Origin of the sequence: Paenibacillus sp. FSL W7-1287 (assembly GCF_038004245.1) — a bacterium.
In the GTDB taxonomy this organism is placed as follows: Bacteria; Bacillota; Bacilli; order Paenibacillales; family Paenibacillaceae; genus Pristimantibacillus; species Pristimantibacillus camelliae.
This window is the reverse complement of record NZ_JBBORD010000002.1, coordinates 181,293-205,402: the sequence shown is the minus strand read 5'-3', so window position 1 is coordinate 205,402 and position 24,110 is coordinate 181,293. Positions and strand designations below refer to the sequence as shown.

The 24,110-nt window shown below is 44.8% G+C and carries 13 protein-coding genes; all 13 read right to left on the bottom strand.

The window, feature by feature from the left end:
* The 13 genes from NSQ99_RS20970 to NSQ99_RS20910 all read right to left on the bottom strand — a co-directional run bounded on the left by NSQ99_RS20970 (position 1) and on the right by NSQ99_RS20910 (position 24,099).
* A complete protein-coding gene (locus NSQ99_RS20970) occupies positions 1-1,479 on the bottom strand; it encodes a TIGR02677 family protein (protein WP_340838961.1) in 1,479 nt (492 codons plus the stop codon).
* 545 nt (positions 1,480-2,024) lie between these two features.
* Positions 2,025-3,152 (bottom strand): NAD(P)/FAD-dependent oxidoreductase, encoded by a 1,128-nt coding sequence (locus NSQ99_RS20965; RefSeq protein WP_340839223.1) that lies wholly within the window; start codon positions 3,150-3,152, stop codon positions 2,025-2,027.
* A 139-nt stretch (positions 3,153-3,291) separates the two neighbouring features.
* Positions 3,292-3,858 carry a DUF4256 domain-containing protein gene (locus tag NSQ99_RS20960; protein WP_340838960.1) on the bottom strand — a complete coding sequence of 189 codons (567 nt, stop codon included), beginning with the start codon at positions 3,856-3,858 and terminating at the stop codon, positions 3,292-3,294.
* 152 nt (positions 3,859-4,010) lie between these two features.
* Positions 4,011-11,831, bottom strand: a complete 7,821-nt coding sequence (locus tag NSQ99_RS20955; protein WP_340838959.1) for an endo-1,4-beta-xylanase — start codon at positions 11,829-11,831, stop codon at positions 4,011-4,013.
* 535 nt (positions 11,832-12,366) lie between these two features.
* Entirely contained in the window at positions 12,367-13,452 is a 1,086-nt protein-coding gene (locus tag NSQ99_RS20950; RefSeq protein WP_340838958.1) for a Gfo/Idh/MocA family protein, read from the bottom strand.
* Positions 13,453-13,612: 160 nt separating this feature from the next.
* On the bottom strand, positions 13,613-14,347 hold the full coding sequence (locus NSQ99_RS20945; RefSeq protein WP_340838957.1) for a response regulator transcription factor: 735 nt from the start codon (positions 14,345-14,347) through the stop codon (positions 13,613-13,615).
* A complete protein-coding gene (locus NSQ99_RS20940; protein ID WP_340838956.1) occupies positions 14,344-16,083 on the bottom strand; it encodes a sensor histidine kinase in 1,740 nt (579 codons plus the stop codon). Before NSQ99_RS20940 ends, NSQ99_RS20945 begins: the two co-directional genes overlap by 4 nt.
* Before the next feature lie 86 nt (positions 16,084-16,169).
* A complete protein-coding gene (locus NSQ99_RS20935; RefSeq protein ID WP_340838955.1) occupies positions 16,170-17,594 on the bottom strand; it encodes a family 43 glycosylhydrolase in 1,425 nt (474 codons plus the stop codon).
* A 177-nt stretch (positions 17,595-17,771) separates the two neighbouring features.
* On the bottom strand, positions 17,772-19,124 hold the full coding sequence (locus NSQ99_RS20930) for a transposase (protein WP_340835123.1): 1,353 nt from the start codon (positions 19,122-19,124) through the stop codon (positions 17,772-17,774).
* Between the two features lie 111 nt (positions 19,125-19,235).
* Positions 19,236-20,819, bottom strand: a complete 1,584-nt coding sequence (locus tag NSQ99_RS20925) for an extracellular solute-binding protein (protein WP_340838954.1) — start codon at positions 20,817-20,819, stop codon at positions 19,236-19,238.
* A 73-nt stretch (positions 20,820-20,892) separates the two neighbouring features.
* Positions 20,893-21,768, bottom strand: a complete 876-nt coding sequence (locus NSQ99_RS20920; RefSeq protein WP_340838953.1) for a carbohydrate ABC transporter permease — start codon at positions 21,766-21,768, stop codon at positions 20,893-20,895.
* Between the two features lie 15 nt (positions 21,769-21,783).
* Positions 21,784-22,767: an ABC transporter permease gene (locus NSQ99_RS20915; RefSeq protein ID WP_251668166.1), complete on the bottom strand. Its 984-nt coding sequence runs from the start codon at positions 22,765-22,767 to the stop codon at positions 21,784-21,786.
* A gap of 288 nt (positions 22,768-23,055) precedes the next feature.
* A complete protein-coding gene (locus NSQ99_RS20910; RefSeq protein ID WP_340838952.1) occupies positions 23,056-24,099 on the bottom strand; it encodes a Gfo/Idh/MocA family protein in 1,044 nt (347 codons plus the stop codon).
* Between the last annotated feature and the right edge of the window lie 11 nt (positions 24,100-24,110).

Sequence of the window (24,110 nt, the reverse complement as noted above, 5' to 3'; positions counted from 1 at the left end):
TTATGCCTTCTCCCTTCCAATGAACAATAAAGTCACCGCTGGCATTTCCAGCTGTCCGTCTTCAGCCGTTAATGTGATCGTTCGACTTCTGTCCAGCTTAACCTTAACGACATCACCATACTCTGTCTTAATCGTACGATCTGCTTTGACCATCGCTTTTCCAATCCATGAAAGCAACAGCTTCCGCACGAAAGGTTGAACAACAGGCAAGCGCTCAATTTCAATCGTATGACCATCCAAATATTGCTCAATTATCTGCTGTTCGTGCTGCCGTCGCTCTAAATAAGCTGCCTTTGTAGATTCTTTCTTATCAGCATGACTTTCTGCCGCATTCGCTCTAAATTTCTCCCGATAAGTCCTAATTCTTGGTACTCTTTCATGAGCCATTGGCGCTTCATCCCACACATCTGTATAAATATCATCCGTTGGGATATGGTCGGAATACAAATGTTTCGTGTGCGACAAGCCGAAAACAATTGCAGATAGCTTATGCGCCTCTTCGATGGAGGGTAAGTTAGAAAACCATCGTGCAAGATGAAGATAGTCGTCCTTCCTGCTACGATGAAGCATGCTGCGTTCACCCAATCGTTGAATAATTCTTGTCATTCTGCGAATGGCTTCATTGGTTTGCTCCAGTACATTTTCGTATTGGCTCTCCCCCATCTCATCACCGATAAACCAAGCCTTCACATTAAACCATGTCGCTTCTAGTTCACCTACATGATCGACTTGTTCACCTAACCGTTCAAAACGGAATACGCTCTCCTCGTGCCGTGAAACCTTTCTTAAAAATTCACGCATCTCCTCACGATGCAATGAAAGCATAATATCCTGAATAGAGGCTGCCGTTCGTTGCAAGTTAATAATAAAATCACGCAAATATCGCGTAAATTGATCTTTATATAAGAAGAACGCTTCAGATTTCATTTGCTCCGAAGCATCTTCACTACGCAAATAAGCAAAATAATCAGATGTATTTTGTGTGATTTTTTTGAAATAGGTTAGCAAGTCATCCCACAACTGAGCGCAACTTTCGGCCGATTTGTCGGAGGAGTGTTTAATACTTTGCAATGTTCGATACATTCGCTCAAAATGAGATTTTTCTAAAGATCCGCCAAATTGTTCCGATTGATGTTCGAATTGAATAAGCATCCGTTCAAATTCGACCGTGTAAGGAGTAATCTGATATCTGAATCTTTTTTTCTTAAATTCATCGATTGTTTTCACTTTTCCACTTTCCTGCTGGGCACGCAGGTTGCGCCACTTCACTAGAGATGCAAGATCACTATGCAATTCTTCCATCTCATACTTTTCAAAATATGGCGACACTTTCAAATGAATATAAACCTCTTCAGGCATTAGGAACTCTCTCAACCGTTCATGCTGAATATAAAAGTAGCGAAGAATCGCTCGGTACTTATCACTCTTATCTGTCGCTAAATAAGTAGCTTCCGTCACACGTTTAAATGGTCCTTCCATTATTCAACACGCTCCTACATTCTCTTATAACTTATAAGTTCTATTCTAATTGAGTTAGGACTATCAGACTACTATAAAAGTATGGATATGGAAATTAAGCAGTCCAAAAACAATGAAAACTCACTTCGCAAGTCTATCCAATATCAATACGCACATGCTATAATCGACCCAGCAATAGAATAGGCTTATGGCTACCTCTCTACAGAAGGGAGGGATGCCTAATGACAGTTTTTGAATCAATGATATTAATGCTTACCTTCGGTACGCTTATCGTGATGATGCTGTCCTCTAACGACAAATAGACTGCCCGTGCAAAGGTAGCAGTCTATTTGTTCTATTTATCCTTGTATTGTGAAGCCTATCGCCCTTAAAAGCGACTATTGCAGTGGGAGTCGTGTTAGCCGCACGGCTCCTTTTTTGCAGTATACACAGAAATATATGTAAATATTCTGTGTTGGCAGTCAAGCCACATTTACATATTGTATAGTTATTTTACCATGCGTGACTTCGTACTTACAAGAGCCAACAACACCCTTAGGTAGAAATTAATGAGTCATCGCTTGCTCTACGGCATAGTCCTCAAGCGGAATATCAACCTGCTGATCCATCGCCAGCTTAGCTAGCTGCTGTCCAAGATAAGGGCCCATCGTTAGCCCAGAAGCGCCTAGCCCATTGGCTACGATCAGTTTATTCCATCCCGCTACTCTGCCTAACACAGGTAAATAATCAGCCGTAAACGGACGGAAGCCTACTCGAATCTCCTTTAAGCTGCATTCTGACAGACCAGAAGCTGTCTGCAGACCTTTGCTAAGCACCTCATGCATTCCTCCAGCAGTTACAGACGTGTCATAGCCCACGACATCATTTTCATGCGTAGCACCGATGACAATACGCCCATCAGCAAAGGCAAGCAAATATTGATCCGTAGGAGGCATAACGACCGGCCAATGAGCTGTATAAGCCCGACCTTCTTCATGCTGCAGGTGCATAATTTGTGCCTTCTGATACGAAACCTGCATGTTAATTCCGAGTGGATGCAGCAAAGCATTCGACCAAGCACCTGCGCATACGATGACCTCGTCTGCGGTCCATGTATCCTGACCCACGCTCACCCCCGTAACCGCAGCATGATCGTGCATAAGCACGGCATCTCCCTCTATATAAACCGAACCGTTGCGCTGTGCCGCGCGCAACAGGGCATCCCTTAGCTCACGTCCATCGACTCTAGCTGCACCCGATACATGAAGCGCATAATAGCCCTCAGATAGCAAGGGGAACATCTTCCCCGCTTCCTCTTCTGTCAGCATCGTAAGCTCACCAATCTCAGGTGCTTCAGCTTTGCGCTGCTCCGCTCTTTTTCTCATCGCCTCTAGCTTTGATATATCATGATGGAGACAGACCGCCCCAACCTGCGCATAGCCTGTATCTGCTTCCCCAGCTTCCTGAAGCTCTTGAATAAGAGAAGGATAATAGCCCGCTCCCGCTTTAGCCAGACGATACCATCTCTTATTTCTACGCTGCGATAGCCATGGGCATATAATACCTGCCGCTGCATCCGTTGCTTGTCCCTCATCTTTGCGATCGATAATGATGACTTCAGCCCCGAGCTTGCTTAGCTGATAGGCAGTTGAAGCCCCTAATATTCCTGCACCGATGACGATAACCTTTTTCATCACAAATTCCTTTCTATACTAACCTTCTAGCTTATTCTATTAGCTATATTATAGCTTAAGTAGGCTCGCAATAAAAAACAGACCGACTCTCATTAAGGAGTCGATCTGTAACAGATAGAGTAAACAGTTGTTGTAGCATTTAGACGCGCAGCGTTCCACGGAAACCTCTAGCACCATAGTAGGAATCCGCACCGTTATGATACACAAACACTTGACCATAGCGATAATCTCCGAAGATCGCGCCACCGAGCTTACGAATTTCTGGAGGAGTCGTTAGCCAGCTCGACGTTTTCGTATCAAACTTTCCAAGCTTCTGCAGCTCACGATACTGCTCTTCATTCAGCATCTCGATCCCCATCTCAGCTGCCATATCCATCGCACTGTTCGCAGGCTTATGCTGTTTTCTTGCTTCAAGTGCAGCACGATCATAGCATACGCTTCTGCGGCCCTTCGGGCTCTCCGGTGAGCAGTCGACAAATATGTATTCGCCCGTCGCTTCATCATAGCCTACGACATCCGGCTCACCCTCGGTTCTCTCCATCTCGTAAAGCGACCACAGCTTTGCAGGGTTAGCTTCAAGCTTGACTTGAACGCTTGTCCATTCCAACCCTTGGTGACGGTCCATATTTTTCTCAAAGCGTGCCTTCAATAATGTAAATATCTCATCACTTAGATCAGGCGCCAGCACTCTTGTTTCGTTTGACATATGATTACCTCCTAAAACCGACTATTTCTATAAACAATAGTATATCTTATTCTGTCCATGTTTTATAGGTTTCAGAATTTGAATGCAAAAATAGCACCCTGCAAACCAAATGGTTTACAGAGTGCTTTGTTCATACCCTAGCTAGATCAATATTATAGTGTCTCCATTAGCAATTGGTATAGAATAACCGCTGCCTGAGCACGAGTTGCCGTGTCTTGTGGAGCGAACTTACCGTTGCCAACGCCATTAATGATGCCAGCTTTCTGCATAGCACTTACTGCTTCCTTAGCGTAATTTGCAATGTCTTGCTCGTCGCTGAAGGCTGTTAACGCCTGCTCATTCAACGTAAGCCCTGCTGTTTGGATGGCACGGTAAGTCATTGCAGCCATCTCTTGACGTGTAATCTTATCGCTCACACCGAACGAACCATCTTTGTGGCCGTTCACGATGCCTAGCTGCTGTGCAGCTGCAACTGAGTGGTAATACCAAGCATCCTGCTGCACATCGGAGAAGGAGCTTGTCGCATTCGCTGCATCTAGGTCAAGTGCAAGCATTAGCATATGAATGAACTCTGCTCTTGTCACTGAATCGTTAGGTGCAAACGAGTCCTTCGTAACTCCATTTACGATTCCACGCGCTGCTAGACCTTCAATGCTGTCACTTGCCCATGCAACTGCTTTCGCATCTTGGAATTGTACAGGGTTAGCGATCGGTGCATATTTACTGAAATGCTTCGTTTTGAATACAACCTTACCTGTATCCTTGTTGTAACGAGCATTTTTAATCACTTCGATGCTGCCCTCATCAGATAAGTAATAAAGCACGATCTGATGTGGATTTTCTCCTGTCTTCAGCGTGTAAGGGATCTCGACTTTTACTTGCTGTCCTGGTCCGAAGTCACTAATATTTTTATCGTTCACGCTTAGTGTGAAGTCATATACCGTGTTCGCCCCTACAAGCTCTCTTGCTTTTTCTGACAGCGTGCTGTTGTCTACGATCGCAACACTTAATTGGATATTGTCAGTGTCTGCAATTCCTTCGAGCAATGCAATAGGCAGCTCTACAGTCGCAAGTCCTAAGGAAAGCTCAATCCGCTTAATGCCGGCCTCTTTTGCTTCCTTCACTTGCTCAGCAAGGATAGAGACAGTAATCTGCTTAGCATTGTCGACACCAGCAACTGCAAGCTTCAACGTGCCCGCCTTTGCTTCAGACAACCCTTTTTTCAAATGCTCAGCTTTAACAGTAGCTTTTGCAAGACCGTTCGAATCGACTTCTGCTTTAAGTTCGTCAGATTCAACTGGTGCTGGCGGTGTTGTTGGCGGAGTACCTGGACCTGTGTAGATGATATCTGTCACTGCATGCGCTGCTGAAGATAGCAAAGATTCACCAGCATCATTAACAGATTTCACCTTATAGTAATAGGTTGTTGATGCCAATAAGCCACGATCAAGGAACTTCGTATCATTAATTAGCTGCGTGTTTACTTTGACGTAGCTGCCATCTGCGGTAGTAGAACGATAAACGTTATAACCGCTTGCACCCTCAATTGCTGTCCAGCTTACTTCAATCTCGCTGCTGCTTTTTGATAGCGCCGTAACACCAGTCGGTGCTTCAATGACCGGCTCCATATTCAAGTAGCCCTCTGGATCGATCACTGCATAGTAGGCAGGCTTTGCAACCAACGCTCGATCAAACAGTAACGGACTTCCGGAAGCACGCCAGCTTTGAGAATCTGCCTTGCCCCAGATCGTAACACGTTCAATGTCGCTTGCGTATTTTTTGAAGATGACGAATAGCTTCGCATATAGCTCTGCCTGCTTAGCCTCATCTTCCTCCGTCAGTGTGCCTGTTGATGATGGAATATCTAGCTCCGTGATACTAACCTTCACCCCTGCTTCAACAAAACGAGCAATACTTGCTTCGACCGTAGCTGGGTCCAAGCTTTGAATCCAATAATGCGCCTGCATACCGATTCCTTCTACTAATAAGCGCTCAGGATCTGTATTACGTTCATCAGTCTTCCACTTTTCATTAAGCTCTTCAGCCATCAGCGCCATCGCTTCGCGCTTCCAAGGCTCATTCTCGTTGTAGTCGTTGTAATAAAGCGTCGCATCAGGGTCTGCTAGTCGTGCATACACGAACGCATCGTAAATATAGTCAGCGCCGCTTTCTCCCTTGCTTTCATCAGCACCATTTTCATAGGCTAGGTACCAAGGTGAATTTTTACGGAGAACTGTTTTCCAGTCCGTAGGAATACTTCTTCCACCGTCAAATGCCTCGTTTACAACATCCCATGATGCAAGTTTACCCTTGTAATGCCCAGCAACATTGCTAATATACTCTTCCATATTCGCCTTAGCCTCTGCACGAGTTAGCGGCTGATTGTCCTCGCCATTCGTCAGCCAAGGTGCCGACTGAGAATGCCAAACGAGTGTATGACCATGAACATTGATATCGTTCGCCTCAGCCCATTCAATGAGTGTATCAGCATTGCGATAGTTGTACACACCTTTAGCCGAGCTCAAATATTGCGGCTTCATCTCATTCTCTGGTGTCATGCTATTGTAATGATGCTTATACATCGCCGTATTCTCGTCATCCGTTGTCTGACTCGGACTCATTACGTTACCGATTAGGAAATAATCCTTATACGTATCGGCGATGGAAGTAAGTGATAGATCCCACTTAGGGATCTCCTTAAGATCACCAACCTGATGGATGACGATTTGGTCGATGTACCATACATCCGCATGATTAGCAGCATCGTTCGTCACCAAACGGAAATCAATCGTTTCTAAAGCTCGATCCATTAGAGGTGTTTGAACGTTAACCTCTTTCCACTCACCGATTGGCAAAGTGCCAGGATTGCTTGGAAGCTTGCTTGCGCTGTTCGCATAATCCTGATTGAGTACGATACCAGGTCCGGTCAGAACACCCTTGCCCTCGTTACCTTCAGCAGGAGCAAAGAAGGATACGGAGATGTTATAGACCCCGCCCTCAGGTAGCGGATTAGCAAGCGTCAGCCTTACAGCGTTATCGGCACTTGTGTAGCTTGTGTCCGCAATATGCGTAACCTTCAAAGCAGTGCTGTCGTTCATTCCAACACCAGCTTCATCGATCCACTCAATAGCGGAGGAAATCTCTGAAGTAAAGAGAGCTTCATGCTCAGCTTTGTTGTCGAATGCAATACGCAGTACTTCTTTTAGCTCTGGCTCCTCTGGCTCACCTGGCTCTTCTGGTACAGGCGGGCTGATAAGCTGCAGCGTGACCTCATCTAGATAGAATGTGAAATCACTGATCTGTGCATCATTGTGGAACACGATGGCACTAACTGACTGATGCTCTGTCGGTACAGTGAATTCTAGCGATATATCTGCCCACTCACCAGCAGTCAAATTAACGGTTGCTCGCCCAACGGTTCCGTAGGTATCACCGCCCGCTGCATCCTTCGTTTCTACACGCACACCCAACGTTGCATCCTTCGCACTCAATGCTTTAGCTGTTAGCTTATACGTACCGCCTGGAAGCATTGGCTCTGTAAGCGCACTATTGCGAAGAGCAACACCGCTATAATTGTTTGCAGCAGTCGGTGCTACACTCAAACTGCTAGTGCCTGCAGCAGCGTGTTCCTCTGTACGATTGATTGTTGCATCGCCGTTCTGTTGAAGCGTGTTTCCGTTTTCGAAGCCCTCATAGTACATCACACTACTTGCACCACTTGTTGTTGCCGCTACATGATCGGACTTTTCAGATTCCTTTTCCCCGCTCACAGCAGTTACTTTATAGTAGTATGTTGAGTTAGCCTCTAGACCTGTATCCACGTATGTCGTTTCAGTTACCGTCTCAGTGTTGATCTTATTGTAAGCTCCATCCGCTGCATCTGAACGATAAATGTTATATCCAGTAGCACGATCCGAAGCTTTCCAGCTAAGCTCAATTTCGCTTGCGCCTTTCGCTTGCGCAGAAACCTCAGCCGGTACTGCAGGTGCTAATCCATCTGTATTTGGCCAATTAACGAGAAGCTCTTCGACTTCTCCCTCACTGTCCAGCTTCTCAATCTTGAGCCAGTTGATGGAGTAGGCATTCCCGCCGCCACCGCCACGAATGGCAATGTTACCGATAAGACCATTTGCCGGCTCTGAGCCATCCAGCTTGATCTCCGTAACTAACGTGTAGCTTCCACTATTAACCATGCCGCTGTTGAAATATGCAGGAATCTTAGTAGCTACATCGCCCGCTGCATATTGATGCTCATTAACGAGAGCTCCATCTGCATCGGTATAGCCACCATTGGAATCATCCTTAACCCAGCGGACACGGATCGCTGTTGTTCCTTTTGCCGTGTAGTTAAAGGAGAGTCGATACGTTGCATCCTTCTCTGGAGTAAACGCTACTTTGCCGTCTCCTCCTGCGGTCGACCATGGCCATTCGTCAGCGCTATCGCCTAATATAATGTTGGCACCAGTCCATGCATCGCCTTTGCCTGCGTCATACACATATACACCATCAACAGGAGTGAGCTCAGGCTCAGGCTCAGGTTCAATGTATTGATGTGTCTCAAGATACGCTTCAGGATCAAGTACAGCCACTAACGCTTCCTTCGCCAATCCGTTCGAATCGAACAGCAGGGCGAATTCCCCAGCTCTCCAGCCAGTGACCGCGTCTCTTACACCACTAATGGCTATACGCTCAATGACCTTTGGATTATCCGTCACGTTCGCTGGACCAGCAGCGTACTTCTTATAGATATGAAACAGCTCAGCATATTTCATCGCTTGATTGTTCTCATTTTCAGGTGTAAGGGTGCCGATTGGCGGCGTACCGATATCCATTTCAGTAATGTTAAGTGTTACACCTGGAAGTGTAGCAAATAGCTTAATATTATTCTCAACGTTTTCAGGATTCGTCGTTAGATTATAGTGTGCCTGCATCCCAATAACTTCGATGAGTGGTTTGCCGTTCGGCCTTACGTCCGCATAACGCTCATTAATGTCCTTGACCATCTCGTACACGACGCGAGCCTTATTCGGTGAGTCTAAACCGAAGTCGTTGTAGATTAATTTCGTATCCCATCCATTACTGTCGACCACTTCAGCTGCCTTCAGGAAAGCAAGCTCAACCCATTCCCAGCCGAGTGCCATATACCAGCCTTCGCCTTTGGCAAGCGACGCCTTCCAATCGTTCGGATTCGCCGTACCGACGGCTTCATTGACCACATCGACGCCTACTAGACGATCACCATAGTATCCAAGCACATTTTCGATATGATGATTAAGATTTTCCAGCGCGGTATCTCTGTCGAACGTACCCGGCTGGTCATATCTCGCTGGCGGTGCATCCCACATCCAAGTAGGTGACTGTGAATGCCATGCTAGTGTATGTCCATAGAACAGCATATCCGGGTTCTTGCTAGCAAGATTGTTGAACGCATTGTCTGCGCTAGTATAGGTGAAGTTTCCTTTTTCTCGTTGCGTGCTTTCCGGCTTCATCTCATTACCAGGCGCGTACGAGGCGTAATTGTGAATTAATGCATTGTTTTCACCCGCTCCGAATATCCCCACTGAGAAATAATCCTTGTAGACGTCCTTCAGCGCAGGATAGTTTTCATAGGTCTGTCCTGCAGGTGGAATATCCAATCCAGGCTCTTCAGGCTCTGGCTGAGGTACTGGCTCATCAATCCCCTCTGGCCAATTGACGAGCAGCGTATCAGGTGCACCGTCAGTGCCGAGCTTCTCCACCTTGATCCAGTTAATTAAGAAGCTATTGCCCCCTGCTCCACCACGGATCGCGATGTTGCCAATTAAGCCATCTGCAGGCTGTGAGCCGTCAAACTTAATCTCAGTATTTAACGTGTAGGTTCCTGCATTGACCATGCCGTTATTGAAGTATGCAGGGATCTTAGTAGCTACTTCGCTGGCCGAATACTGGTTATCATTGACCGATTGACCATCTTGTGCCGTGTAGCCGCCATTGGAGTCATCCTTTAGCCAGCGCACACGGATCGCACTTGTACCCATGGATGTGTAGTTAACGGCGATTCTATACGTTGCATCCTTCTCAGGGATGAATGCTACTTTACCGTCCTCGCCTGCTGTTGACCATGGCCACTTGCTTGCATTATTGCCTGTAATAATGTTGGCACCAGACCAGCTGTCTCCGTCAGTTACGGAATAGACATGAACCCCTTCCGTTCCAGCTTTCGGTAGTCCTTCTGGCCAGTTAACCAGCAGCGTATCCTCCTCGCCTTCAGCGCCGACCTTCTCGACGATCAGCTCATTAATCGAGAAGCTGTTGCCTCCAGCTCCGCCGCGGATCGCAATGTTACCGATTAATCCATCAGCTTGCTGAGCTCCGTCCAGCTTAATTTCTGTAACGAGCGTGTAGCTGTTGCCAGCCGACATGCCGCTATTAAAATAAGCAGGAATCATGGTTGCCACTTGATCTGGAGTAAGTGAGTTGCTATGAGGTGCAGTACCGACAACCTGACCGTCCTGTGCCGTATAGCCACCATTGGACTCATCCTTGATCCAGCGGACACGTAATGCACTCGTACCTAGTGACGTATAGTTGACCGTAATACGATACGTTGCATCCTTCTCAGGAGTAAACGCTACTTTACCGTCTTCGCCTGCTGTCGACCAAGGCCACTGATTAGCGTCATTGCCTAGGATGATGTTCGCACCAGAATAAGCATCGCCTTTGCTTGTATCATAGACATACACTCCGTCTATGGGAGCTATTGGCTGCTCTGATCCTGGATCATCCACGATTGGATTATCTGCGAGATACGTATCTGGATCAAGCACGGCTACGAATGCTTCCTTAGCCGTTATCTCATCTCCGCTTACTGGGTTGAAAAGCAGCGGACGACCTTCGCCTTTCCAGCTGTTGCCGTCATTGGTGCCCCAGAGTGTCACGCGCTCAATTACCTTCGGATTGGACGACGCATTCCCTGATCCTGCAGCATAATTTTTGAAAATTTGGAACAGCTGCGCATACTTTTGCGCTTGCTCTACTTCCTGCTCTGGAGTAAGCGAACCAAGATTAGGCCACTCCAGATCCAGCTCCGTAATACTTACGCTAACTCCAGGCAGAGTCGCGAACAGTTTAATCGATGCCTCCACGTCCTCGGCATTCGTGCTGCCATTATAATGCCCCTGCATGCCGATTCCTTCGATTAATGGCTTGCCATTTGGACGAGTGTCAGCATACTTTTCGTTGATTTCCTTGACCATCTCATAAACCGTCTGAGCTTTGGCAGACGAGTTAAGACCGAAGTCATTGTAGTACAGCTTCGTGTCCCAGCCGTTTTCGTCAACGATTCTAGCTGCCTCTAAAAATGCAAGCTCAACCCAATCGGAGCCAAGCGCTAATACCCAGCCTTCTCCTTTATTCAAGGAGGCTCTCCAATCATTCGGATTGGCATTACCGATCGCTTCGTTAACAACATCCATGCTATGAAGCTGCTCGCCATATTCGCCTAGAACGCTTTGAATATGCGTATTAAGATTGTCTAAAGCAGTCTCTCGATCGAAATTAGGGGAGTCCCACATCCAATTGGGCGACTGCGAATGCCATGCTAATGTGTGCCCGATCAGCTGTATATCGTTAGATAATGCAGTAACATTACCGAGTAAGCTGTTCAAGTTGTCAAAGGTAAACACGCCCTTGACGCTCTGCACACTTTGCGGCTTCATTTCGTTCTCGGGTGTGTATGAATTGAAGTGATGTGCGATCAGTTCAGATCTAGGACCACTCAACGATCCGACCGTACCGACCAAAAAGTAATCCTTATATACGTCTTTTAGTGAAGGGTATTGATCATAATTAAGACCAGCTGAAGGAAGCTGCGACTCCGTTGAAGGTAGCTCTGATGGATTTGGAGCAGCCTCGTTAGCCGTTGCAGAGATGGAGAATGAAAAAACCAACACAACTGAAAGCAAGATAGAAAGGTACCTTTTCATATTTCGCATGTTCGATTTAGTCTCCTTATACCAGATATTTTAGGCACTTTACATTTCTGGACTGACCGGAGGCACATTCACCATACCCTATGCTGCTAGTTGCATAGGCAAAACCATACTAGCATACAAGTATAGACACAAAACATATTAGCATAAGTAAAATACATACTAGCATACAAGTACTATCGGAGTTGATGACATTTATTATTTCAAGCTGAGCACCGCCAGTACTTATCGAATTGGCAAACATGCATCTCTTGTTGAGGATAATGAGCACTTACTACGTAGAGGTGAAAAAATCGAGGTATCAACTATTGCTTTAATTAAGCTTATATCACACTACTTTCGCATTCCTCCCATCCTTTGAAATGGTTGAAGCTAGAATACTAGGTTAAGTCCCCTCTCGGTGTGTATACGCTTACATTAAGTCAATATCATTTTACAAGCCCCTACTGTAACTGTAAACCCCTCTAATCACAGTTATTGCTCATTATATGCAAAAAACATAAAAAAAGCCTGATCTCTCAGGCTTTTCTGCATTTTACTATTCTTCGAAATAAACCGCCTTTCCCGTTCTAGAGGACTCGTAGATCGCTTCAAGAATTTCTGACACGACGCAGGCTTGCTCAGGAGTGACAAGCGGCTCAGTGTCATTCTCAATCGACTGAAGCCATAGTCGAGCTTCGACCTCCGCAGGGTCATCCTTACTGCCCTCATAGAAATCAACGCCGCTTGCATCAAGCTCAATGCGGTTTGTGAATAGCTTGCTATGCTTCTCACCATTAATACGCAAGCCATCTTCCATATCCGCACCACCTTCGGTGCCGCATAGCGTCGTCTTCGCTTCTCCTGTCTGAAGCATGTTAATCGCCCAGCTCGATTCAAGCATAATCGTAGCACCGTTCTGCATTGTGATCATTCCCATCGCCGCATCCTCTACGGTGAACTTTTCAGGGTCCCAGGAGCCCCAAGCGTTAGCGGCATTTGCTCGCTGTGAAAGCTTATGAAATGCTGTGCCGAGCACAGCCTTAGGCTTATAGTTATTCATCATCCATAGCGTTAGATCGAGTGCATGAGTACCGATATCGATTAACGGACCTCCGCCTTGCTTTTCCTCATCAAGGAACACGCCCCAGGTCGGCACTGCACGACGACGAATCGCATGAGCCTTCGCGTAGTAGATATCACCAAGCTCGCCATCCTCGCAAAGCTGCTTCAAATATTGAGAGTCTGAGCGAAAACGATTCTGGTAGCCAATCGTCAGCTTTTTCCCTGATCGCTTTGCTGCTTCGACCATACGACGCGCATCTGCTGCCGTCTTGGCCATCGGCTTTTCACACATGACATGCTTATTAGCTTCAAGCCCTGCAATCGAAATCTCAGCATGAGAGTCATTAGGCGTACATACATGTACGATATCAATCGTTGGGTCGGCTAGCAGCTCATGATAGTCGGTATATACTTTCGCATCTGGTGCACCAAATGCTTCGCGAGCCTTAATGGCACGCTCTTCGTCTACATCGCAGAAAGCGACCATTGCAGCGTTTGGCTGCTTTTGCAGTGCGGGCATATGCTTACCCGTCGCGATTCCTCCACAGCCAATGATTCCAATACGATAAATGTTAGACATAGAAGCAGCTCCCTTACTGAAAATTTACTTAAGTTGATTGATTGTTTGTTCATTCTCGCTCGATGTTATCTTCAATAGGTAATTTCGTATACTGCTGAGCAGTTAGCTAATTATAACAAAGTTAAGCCCATGGTTTCATCCTTCAAACGAAAAGGTATCATCAGCAATTACGCTCCCCTTCAAGCACACTCTTCCGGTATGCACCGGGTGTAGTTCCAGTATATCGCTTGAATACTTTCGTAAAGTAATGCTTATTGTCATAGCCAACCATTTTTCCGATGGCGCTCACAGAGGCATCATGCTCATTTTCCAGTAAATTTTTCGCCTCACGAATGCGCATCGCATTTAAATAATTGACGAAGGTATCTCCTGTTTCTTTCTTAAACAAGCTGCAAATATAATTAGGATGAAGATCCATCATCTCGGATAAATGATCAAGCGAAAGATCCTTTCTAAAATGTATCTGCATATAGGTAAGAATTCGATTAGCATGAGAAGTATAATCAGCATCAAGCGCAGCAGGGAGCTCCTGCTTAATACGCTCGAGCAGTATGCCAATTTCAGCTTGATCGATCGGCTTCAATATATAGTCAACGACACCAGCGCGCAGAGCGGTACGTACATATTCAAATTCATCGTAACCCGTCAACACGATAAAGCGGTTACATAACTCCTGTGCTTTAGCCTCTTCCATCATTTCAAAGCCGTTCATTTCAGGCATATTGATGTCCGTAATCGTCACATCTGGCAAATATTGCTGCATGACCTTAAGCCCTTCGTATGCATTCAGAGCTTCACGAATCTCCGTTCCTTCAGGAGCTACTTTTCTGACAACCTTGACCAGTCCATTTAGAATCAATGGTTCATCGTCTACAATCAATAGTCTCATACTCATTCAGCTCCCCTTTTATCAATGACGATGCACAGACAGGTTTGAAGCCCCGGCTCACTCTTAAGCTCTAATCGGGACGCTCCACCGAAGTAAGCCTTAATACGATCATGAACATTGATTAAGCCTACACCTGTTATTAATGTTGATTTATCTTGCTTCGTTCCTCCCGAAAGTGTGGATTGAAGCTGGATTAGCTTTTCCTTCGCGATCCCGTCACCGTTATCAATGACCGATATGCGAAGCTCCTGCTCATTCTCCTCAGCAACAAGGCGAATGTGTACAGGACGTATAACCTTTGACGCTCCATGAATAATGCTGTTTTCTACTAGCGGCTGTATCATAAACCGCGGACATACAACCTTCGCCGCATCATCAATGGATACATCAAATTCATACGTTAATCTATGCTGAAGCCGCATCTTATGAATTTGTAAATAAAACTTAGCCATCTCAATTTCCTGAGCGAGCGTAATCTCCTCATGCTCAGAGGATAAGCTATACCGCATTAATTTACCGAACCATAACGATATATCCGCAACCTCATGATCGTTGTTCGTTTCGGCAAGCATCCTAATTGTCTCCAGCGTATTGTACAGAAAATGCGGCTTAATTTGCGCTTGTAAAACCTTATATGCAGCCTCTTTGTTAAGCATTTCAACACGATGAACATTATTGATCAGTTCATCCATTCGTTGAAGCATCGAATTATACGTTTCGATGAGAAATCCAATCTCATCGTTCTCTTTGAGCTTATCTTGCTTGATGATGTTCTGTCGTAAATTATCATTATCCAATGTACGCATATGTCTAGCTAATCTTAAAATGCGCTTCGTAATGGTAGAAGCAAACATATAATATACGAAGGATAGACCAACTAATAAGAAGACGATAATAATAATGACTACGACCTCTGAACGTGTAAGGGAATGGAACACATCGCTTACCTTACCTGTTACAATGACACGAAGCCCAAGCTCCTCTAGCTTTAATTGATTCATAATATTTTTATGATGAATGACAAATTTGTTATGCTCCTGCTTTAAGTCTGCTAGTGTCTGTTCATCAATGGCTGCTTCAGTAGGAAATTCTCCTATAAGCTCATCCTGCTCGGTTAATAAAACAACATGCCACGGCTCTTCTACGCCGGCAGCATCATAAAACTTATCAATTAACGTATCGTTGATTTTAATTTCTAGCAATCCGATTTTCTCGGTAAATTGCGTATTATAGATATGCTGGTAATATATGAGCTCCGAGTGAAGGGAATCGGGATTAACTCGAACCCACATGCCAGATCCAGGCTTTAAATGACGAGTAGCTTCTTCTATATGCGGATCAAGATTTGTCGAATCAACAAAATGCTCTGTTATCGTAAATACATCATCCTTTAGCTTGTAGATGACGATCGAATGAATCTCGGAATTGGCGAAATACGACTGAGCATATAACGGACTGATGTAGCGAATGAATGAATATACACTCTCCAGCTCCCTGTCATATACACCGTCGAGATAGTCAGTAACGTACGAATTGTATTGCAGCACCCGGTGCACGGACTGAATACGGGTAAAATCCATCTTCATATTCGCATAGGCTTGCTCTAAAATCTTCTGTCTGCTTTCGGCAAACTGCTTCGTCAGACTTCCGTGGATCTGAGAATAATAATGGTAACCAAATGCGATAACAGGTATTAGTATGAGAATAATATAACCTAGCGTAAGTTTCCGAGTAATATTCATACTTTCCCTCCTAGCTACTCTAATAAGCTACCTCAGTATCCACGGATGTACGCTGACTGTGAATCAGCTTCTTAGACGATATGATATTAAGCTAAGGTGAATGATGCTAAGCTAGCACTGCCCATTCCTGTAAAGGTTAAATAAATCGCATGCACGCCGTCAGGCAGGTCAAGCTCTGTAGAATATTCCTTCCAAACATTCGTAAATCCAACTGGAATTTCGGCCAATACCGGTCCATCCCACGTCGTTTTCACCTGGAAGCTGCCTTGACTGTACCCGCGTACATTAATGCTTATTTTTTTAACGCCCTTGCAATCAAAATACTTAAAGCCAGCGGTAGCCGAATCCGTTAAATTCGCAATGTATCCAACCTCTTCGTCTCCGTCCTTTCCATCCTGTGTTACTTTAGGGAATCTACTGTCCATCCATACTCCAGCTCCAAAGCCTCCAGTATAGATCGCTTGATCCTTATAGAACAGGTTACAAGCCAAATACGCAGGATACTCACCAAAGCCAACAAGAGGCCCGCCGTTAGGACCGCAAGAGGTCATCTCAACCTGAGGAATGGTGCCATTCTCTTGAAAAGTAATCGGCTCTAAGCATCCCTGACGACAAAACGCCGTTCCGTTCGTATGTCTATGGTAGAAGATATACCACTTATCATTAATTTCTACGATGCTTCCGTGATTATTTCCTCCATAGTACATCGGTTGATTTGCCGGCTTATAGGAATCAATATGAAGATCACTGTTGCTTATAATAACTCCCTGATACTGAAATCCACCTGTTGGGGATGAGCTTGTCGCGTAGCACAGCTCATGCATCGCAACAGAAGAGTAGATAAGGTAGTAAAGATCTCCCTTCTTTCTAATGGAAGGCGCTTCAAAAAACTCATGTCCTTCGAAGCCACTGCCTTTACTATAAGGCTCACTTGGCAGTACAAATACAGGCTCCTCGACAATCGTTAGCATGTCTGGACCGAGGACAGTCGCCATCGCACCCTTTCTCGATTTATCACCAACGGAGCAAAATCCGGTATACAGGTACGTTACATCCCCTTCTGTCAGTACGCCAGGGTCGAATTGAGGCTGATCTCCTTCTCTTTCTCCCAGACGAGTACCGTCCGCATACTTTACATAACCATAAAATTGATACTTTCCAGCCGGCGTATCGCATACTGCAACAGATACAACCGGTACCTTATCCAAAACATAATATAAATAATAACGTCCATCGGGACCTACTGTGACATCTGGCGCATACAGGCACATACTGCCATCTGGGTTGAGAGGATCATCGGTCTTCGCATAGATTTCTCCCTCATAGCGCCAATCGGCTAGATCATCTACAGGTGCAGACCAGCATGCGTAATCATTCAAACAAAAGACATGTCCATTGAAACGATCATGTGAGCCGTAAATATATACTCGACCGTTGAAAACGTATGGTTCACCATCTGGAATGTACTCCCACGATGGGAGGTAAGGATTAAGGCCTTGCTTTTTACTCATCACTAAATAACCTCCGTCTTATATTTTATGTATCACTACAGTAAGTTCGAAAAATCCGGCAGAGTTCCTTCTTTCTCTACCGGATTTTGATAAATTATTTAAATGAATCAATTTCATAATGCACTTATCTAAACAAAGTCAGACGAACAGAATTTATTAACTCCTGTTTTTTGAAGCTTAAGCTGCTTGATGTTTTAATCTTTTATTGATGCGGTCTACTGCTAATTTCGTTGCATTGTATACTAAAGAAACCAGCGTCAAATGTGCTTTTGCTTTTTGACCTGAACGATGACGAATATGATTCAGTTGAAAATACCCCTTCAAATAGGCATTCACACGTTCAACAGCGGTTCGGCGTTTAGCTATATGATCCCAAGATACCGTTCCTCGTGCAGGTGCCGTATACTTGCGAAGACTGGATGTTATTTTAATTTTGTACACCTTTTGACACAAACTATCTTTTTTAAGCGGACATTCTTCACATGCTTTCGGACGGATATACTTTAGCGTCTCGTATTTCGCATCGTAGCTATCATAACGATAGGATTGTTCTCTTACACAGGTTGGAGCAAAATGCTCATCGAATCCGATATATTCGGGTTCTCGTCGACGGTTGTAGGCGATAATCGCATGAGCTTCTGCTTTTCTTACTTGCTCATAAATTGGTTCATGGTCATACCCAGCATCCATTGTTGCATAGCGATACTTAAAGCACGGATGATGAAGGGCAAGCCCCTTTAATAAAGGAATAGCAGCTTTTCCATCATTTAAATTACCTGAAGATAGCAACGCACCTAGAATATATTGACTACTTGTGGCAACCGCCAAATGTGCCTTGTAGCCATACCAAAAGACGTTGTTTTGTTCACTATTTTTCTTGATGCCCCACTGTGGGTCTAGTGGCATCTGTTGGCTTAGCTGTTCGTAGGATGTTGTCAATTGATCAGCTATTTCTCGTTGGTAAATCGTTTTTGTTGCTTCTTCAGCTTGTTTTTGTGCGAGCCAAATCTTATGTTCTTCTTTCGACTTACGTCCACGTTTTTTAGGTTCAGGCTTTTCTTTCGCTTGCTTCTTAGGTGCTTGATCACGAGCGACTACATGTGTAGCATCGATGGCAATCGTATCGTCGAGAATAAATCCTTCTTGCAGTGCATGAGTAATGACTTGTTGTTGCATCTGCTCTAGTGCGTTGCTCTGACTAATTTTCTGAATAAGCCGAGAGTAGGATGCTTCAGAAGGAATGGAATCTGACAGCATAAAGCCACAATCCAGACGAAACAAAAGATCCTCACGGAGCCTTTTGATTAAATCTTTAATTGTCGGGATGCGTGAAATGAGTCTAGCGATTAACGAGTAAATCATCGCCGAGTAGTGAACTTCAACGGGAGCACCAAGCCTTGATTTTTTACTGACCACGGACAGTAAAGGTTGAATATCTATTGCACTAAATATGGCTTCAAAACGAAATTTTTGCTCCATAGAAAACAAGTCTTGCAAGGAAAACAGACTTTCGTGTCGAATATATGGCATAGGGGTTCATCCTTTCATCTCATTGTTTTGGTGGTACTTAACAATTTCGAGATTTGGGGAGGTTCTCCTTTTTTCATGCCTTAGAAAGCTAGTCATATCGGGGCTTTAGATTTATGAAATTGATTCAAATAAATCTTTTTTCTTTTGATAGGTTTCGTTTGCCCAGTCCACTAGCTTTTGTAGACCGATCTGCTCAGCCGTTTTCAGCATGTTCTCATAGTTTGCAATTGCTTCTTCCTCTGAGCTTGCTAGATAGATCTTTACCTTCTCATTTTTAATCATTTCATCGATCTTTGTTTTGATCGTTCTTTCCTCAGAATCTGGCTCAGTTTGAATCAATCCGATTTCTGGTTTATAGATGGTGATTGCCTTTCGTTCGAGCAATGCTTGCGTCTTTTGCGTACCAGGCACATAGCCCTGCAGCCCTTCCGTTACGCCATCATTGTACAGGTACCACCATTTGATTCCATTACCATTTACAAAATCAGCATCCGATGGATCGTAGTTTAAGTTCGGGTATCCTTCTTCATTCCACGTCCAATGCTCTCCTTCAATACCAAACATCGTTAGCTTCTTGCCCTCATCACTCGCCAAAAACTCAATAAATTTAATGGAAGCCTCTGGGTTCTTGTTGTTCTTCGTAATGAAAGTTCCTGCAAAGCCTAGCCCTGAGCTTACGATTTTAGCATCCTTGGACAATGCACTTGGCAGCATCTTAAAGCTATAATCAGCACCATTGTTTTTAATTTTGGCATTGTCTGAATCGGCAACGCTGACCGTATGACTATGAGCAAATGCTTTCCCGCCAACCGCATATTCATCATCGATTTGGTCATTCGTATAGGCGAAGTTTTCAGCAAGAATATATCCGTTTCGATACAATAGATTCATAAACTTGAAGAACTCTAGCATTTCTGGCTGCTTGATTGCATAGTCTATTTTCCCATCGCGCTCGTACCATCCGTCCAGCAGCGCCTCAACGCCGAATTGCTGTATGAAATATTGCTCCATCCAGTCTTTATCCATCGTGAGCGGCACCATATCAGGATATTTCTCCTTCACCATGCCTAATACATTGACGAAATCCTCCACCGAGTTCAGCGATGGATTACCAAGCTCAGCTAATATATCCTCACGTACAGCAATTCCTGGGTTACCATCGCTGCCAATCGCATATTTATGCTCGGCCATCTCCTCTTGTGTAGCGAAGGAGTTTCTTACCGTATAGAAGTTCCCATCCTCCATCGTATGAATAGCTTTTCTCGTATCATCTATGACGAAGTTAGGGGCATATTGCTCAATTAGCTCATTCCATGGATAGGACAGCTTAGAATCAGATAGTCGAGTGACCTGAGAGTAAGTAAAAATAAGATCCGGTAAATCTCCAGAGGAGATCATCAGTGGAAGCTGCTTATCATCAGCAGCCACCGTTACCTTTAATTTCACACCTGTTTTTTCAGTGATTTTCTCAGCAATAGGTCCCTTCCATTCATTCACTGGATACCATGATGCATCGATAAAAAGTGACAGCTCTGTAATTTCATCCTTCGTTGTTGCCACTTCTCCGTTATTACTAGAATTCGTGCCGTTATTACCCTTCGGGCTCGCATCTTTTCCCCCACAAGCCGATAATAAGGACACCATCAATACCGTTACCAAGGCTAGCAATAGACCTTTTGTTCCCTGTATCTTCATCCTTAAACACCCCTCCATCAAACTAATATATATTAAAGCACATTTCTGCTCTAATACCGCACTTAGATCAGCATTAACCCTTCACCGAGCCTAGCATAACGCCTTGAACAAAGTATTTCTGTAGAAATGGATACACGCATACGATCGGAGCTACTGATATGACCATCGCAGCAAGCTGAAGCGAATAGCTTGTAACTCCTGCTGAAGAGCTGTTTGCAATAGCAAGCGAATCCATTGGAATATTACTTTTGTTGATGACCTCCATCATGCGGAAGGCAAGTGTTCTTAAGTTATCCGACTGGACAAAGTAAGCTGAGTCCAGCCAGGAATTCCATTGACCTACACCTGTAAATAATGACATCGTGGCGATAAGCGGCATCGATACAGGAAGAATCACCTTATAAAAGATAACCAGCTCGCTCGCTCCATCCATATGTGCAGATTCCTTCAGCTCTCCTGGAATATCGCGAAAGAAGGAGATCGCGATCAATAGGAAAAACGTGCTGAGCATCGAAGGAATAATATAAACGCCAAAGGTGTTAAGTAATCCGATTGAACGTAGCACGACGTAATATGGAATCAAGCCGCCTGAGAAGTACATTGCAAAGATAATGATGGTGAAGTAGGTTTTGCGGAACAACAACTGTTGATGCGATAGCCCGTAAGCGACAATGCTCGTAAGGAGCACTCCCAGCACAGTGCCAGAAAGCGTTCTCATAATCGTCACCAAAAAGGCTTTATACCAATGAGGATCACTCAAAAATCGTTCATAGTTTTCAAATGTAAAGGATCTCGGCCAGAAGTAAATGGCTCCCGTGAGCGAGTCCGTTCCCTTATTAAATGAGAGAATCAAAACATAATAGAATGGATAAAACATGACGATAAAAATAAGAAACAGAATGACCGTAATGAAGCTATCCATAATTTTGTCCTTTTGTTTTTGACCCATCTCCACGCCTCCCCTCTAAAATAAGCTAGATCCTGATGCACGCTTCGCAATAAAATTACTAGAAAAGATCAAAATTACAGCAATGATGGACTGAATCAAATCTATCGCTGCGGCATAGGAGAAACGACCATCCCTTAGTCCGACCTTAAAGGCATACGTCTGTACAATTTCTGAGGTGGAATTGTTAATGCTGTTGCCGAATAGAAATGCTTGTTCGAAGTTAGAACCGACCAAGCCTCCCCCTAGGATGCTTCCGATCGTAAGAATAAGAACTACGACGATGGTACCCTTCATCCCTTGAAACGTAATATGACGAATTCGCGCCAGTCTCCCTGCTCCGTCAATTTGCGCGGCTTCATACAGCGTCGGATCTATTCCAGCTATAGCTGCTAAGAAAATAATCGTCCACCAGCCGACCTCTTTCCACACCGCGCTTCCCACGGCTAGCCCCCAGAAGTGATCTGCGTTCGTCAGAATATCCATTGGCTTGTCTATGAGCCCCAAGCTCATTAAAGCTTTGTTGATCATGCCAATATCTGCAGATAGAAAGGAGAACGCGATTCCTGCCACGACAACCCACGATATGAAATGTGGTAAGTAGCTAACGGTTTGCACGATTTTCTTGAAGCGTAGATTTCTTGCTTCGTTCAATAGAATCGCAAGTAGTATTGGAGCAGGAAAAGTGAATAGTACCTTTAGAAAGCTTAGAACGAGTGTATTACGAACAATCTCGCCAAAACGATAATCGCTAACAAACTCATTAAAATGCTTAAGTCCGACCCATTCGCTCGTAAAGATTCCTTTAATTCCACTCGAAATGGAGTACTCCTTAAAGGCCATCAATATCCCGAACATCGGAGTGTAGGAGAATATAAGTAAAAATATCATACCCAATCCAACAAACAGATGAAGCACCCTTTGCTTCTTTAATTGCTTGAAAAACTGTGCTCGGCGATGACTCCATTGGACACTGTGACTGACTTTCGTTTCAACCTCCATAATAGCGTCCCTCCTTTGTAATCATTATATCTGCCACGATCAGGCACTATAAGCCAACGATATTAAGAAAGCGTTGTCAATTATTAAGATACTGTCGGTTTTCAATATTAAAAGGAACGCTCAGTAGTAGCGTAGATGCTTAAACACAAAAAAGACTTTTATGATTATTCATAGTGAATAATTATAAAAGCCTTTAGTATTAAAGCTCGTTCTTAGATCCAATGCTTAGATCCAATGCTTAGATCCAATGCTTAGATCCCTTGCTCAAATCCCTATCAAGTTATTACATTATAACGAGACAACAGACTTATTCTCGCTCGACGTTACAATTGCATCGAGCACCTGCTGATTACGGTAGCCATCCATGAAGCCCGGCAGCAATCCCCCGGACTTTCCATCCAGCATGGCTAGAAAGTCGTTATACTGCTTCACCTTACAATGGCTAGGCACATCAAGTGTAATCCTCGACAGCTGGCCGGAGGCTTCCTCTCGAATCCATACGATCTGATCTGGATTCAAGGTCGAGGCGTGAAGCGTGCCAGTATCTCCATAGATCGATACCTCGTGCTGATTGCCCGAGCCAACAGCATTGCGTGAGGTGTGAAATATGCCCATCACATCACCAGACATTCGAGCTTGGAAGCTTGCATAATCATCCACCTCTATCTTGACCTTCGCTCCGCTTTTAGCGTCTAACCGCTCAGGAATAATCGTCTTCAGCTGTGCCGACAGCTCCTCGAATTCGCCAAACAGAAAGCGTGCCAGATCAATCATATGAGAGCCGAGGTCACCGAGCGTGCCTGTACCGGTAATCGCTTTGTCGTATCGCCATATATAAGGGTGATCGGCCTTGCCCCAGCCTTGCAGATATTGCAGGGAGAAGCTCCTTACTGTGCCGATGCTCGCCTCCTGTATCAGCTCCCGTACATAACGGAAAGCAGGCGTGTAGCGATAGCTGAAGCCAATCATCGCAGCAACGGGCTGTCGCTCATACAGCTCCAGCAGCTGAGCGGCCTCCTCGAGGGTTCGCGTAAACGGCTTTTCTCCAAGAAACGGCTTGCCCGCTTCGATACAAGCTCGCATGATATTCGCATGAATGTTGTTCGGCGTAACCGATACGACCGCTTCAACATCAGCATCCTGTATAAGCTGCTGAAAGTCGGTGTAGCGCTTCTCCTCATTAATCCCAAGCTGATCACCGAATCGCTGCAGCGCCTCTTCGTTCACATCACTGACAGCAACAATATCAAAGCGTCCAGTTTCCTTCATCCATTGCCGGTGAGCATGCGCCATTCCGCCTAAGCCTATTAATCCAATTCGATAGATCTTCATATTGTAATCCT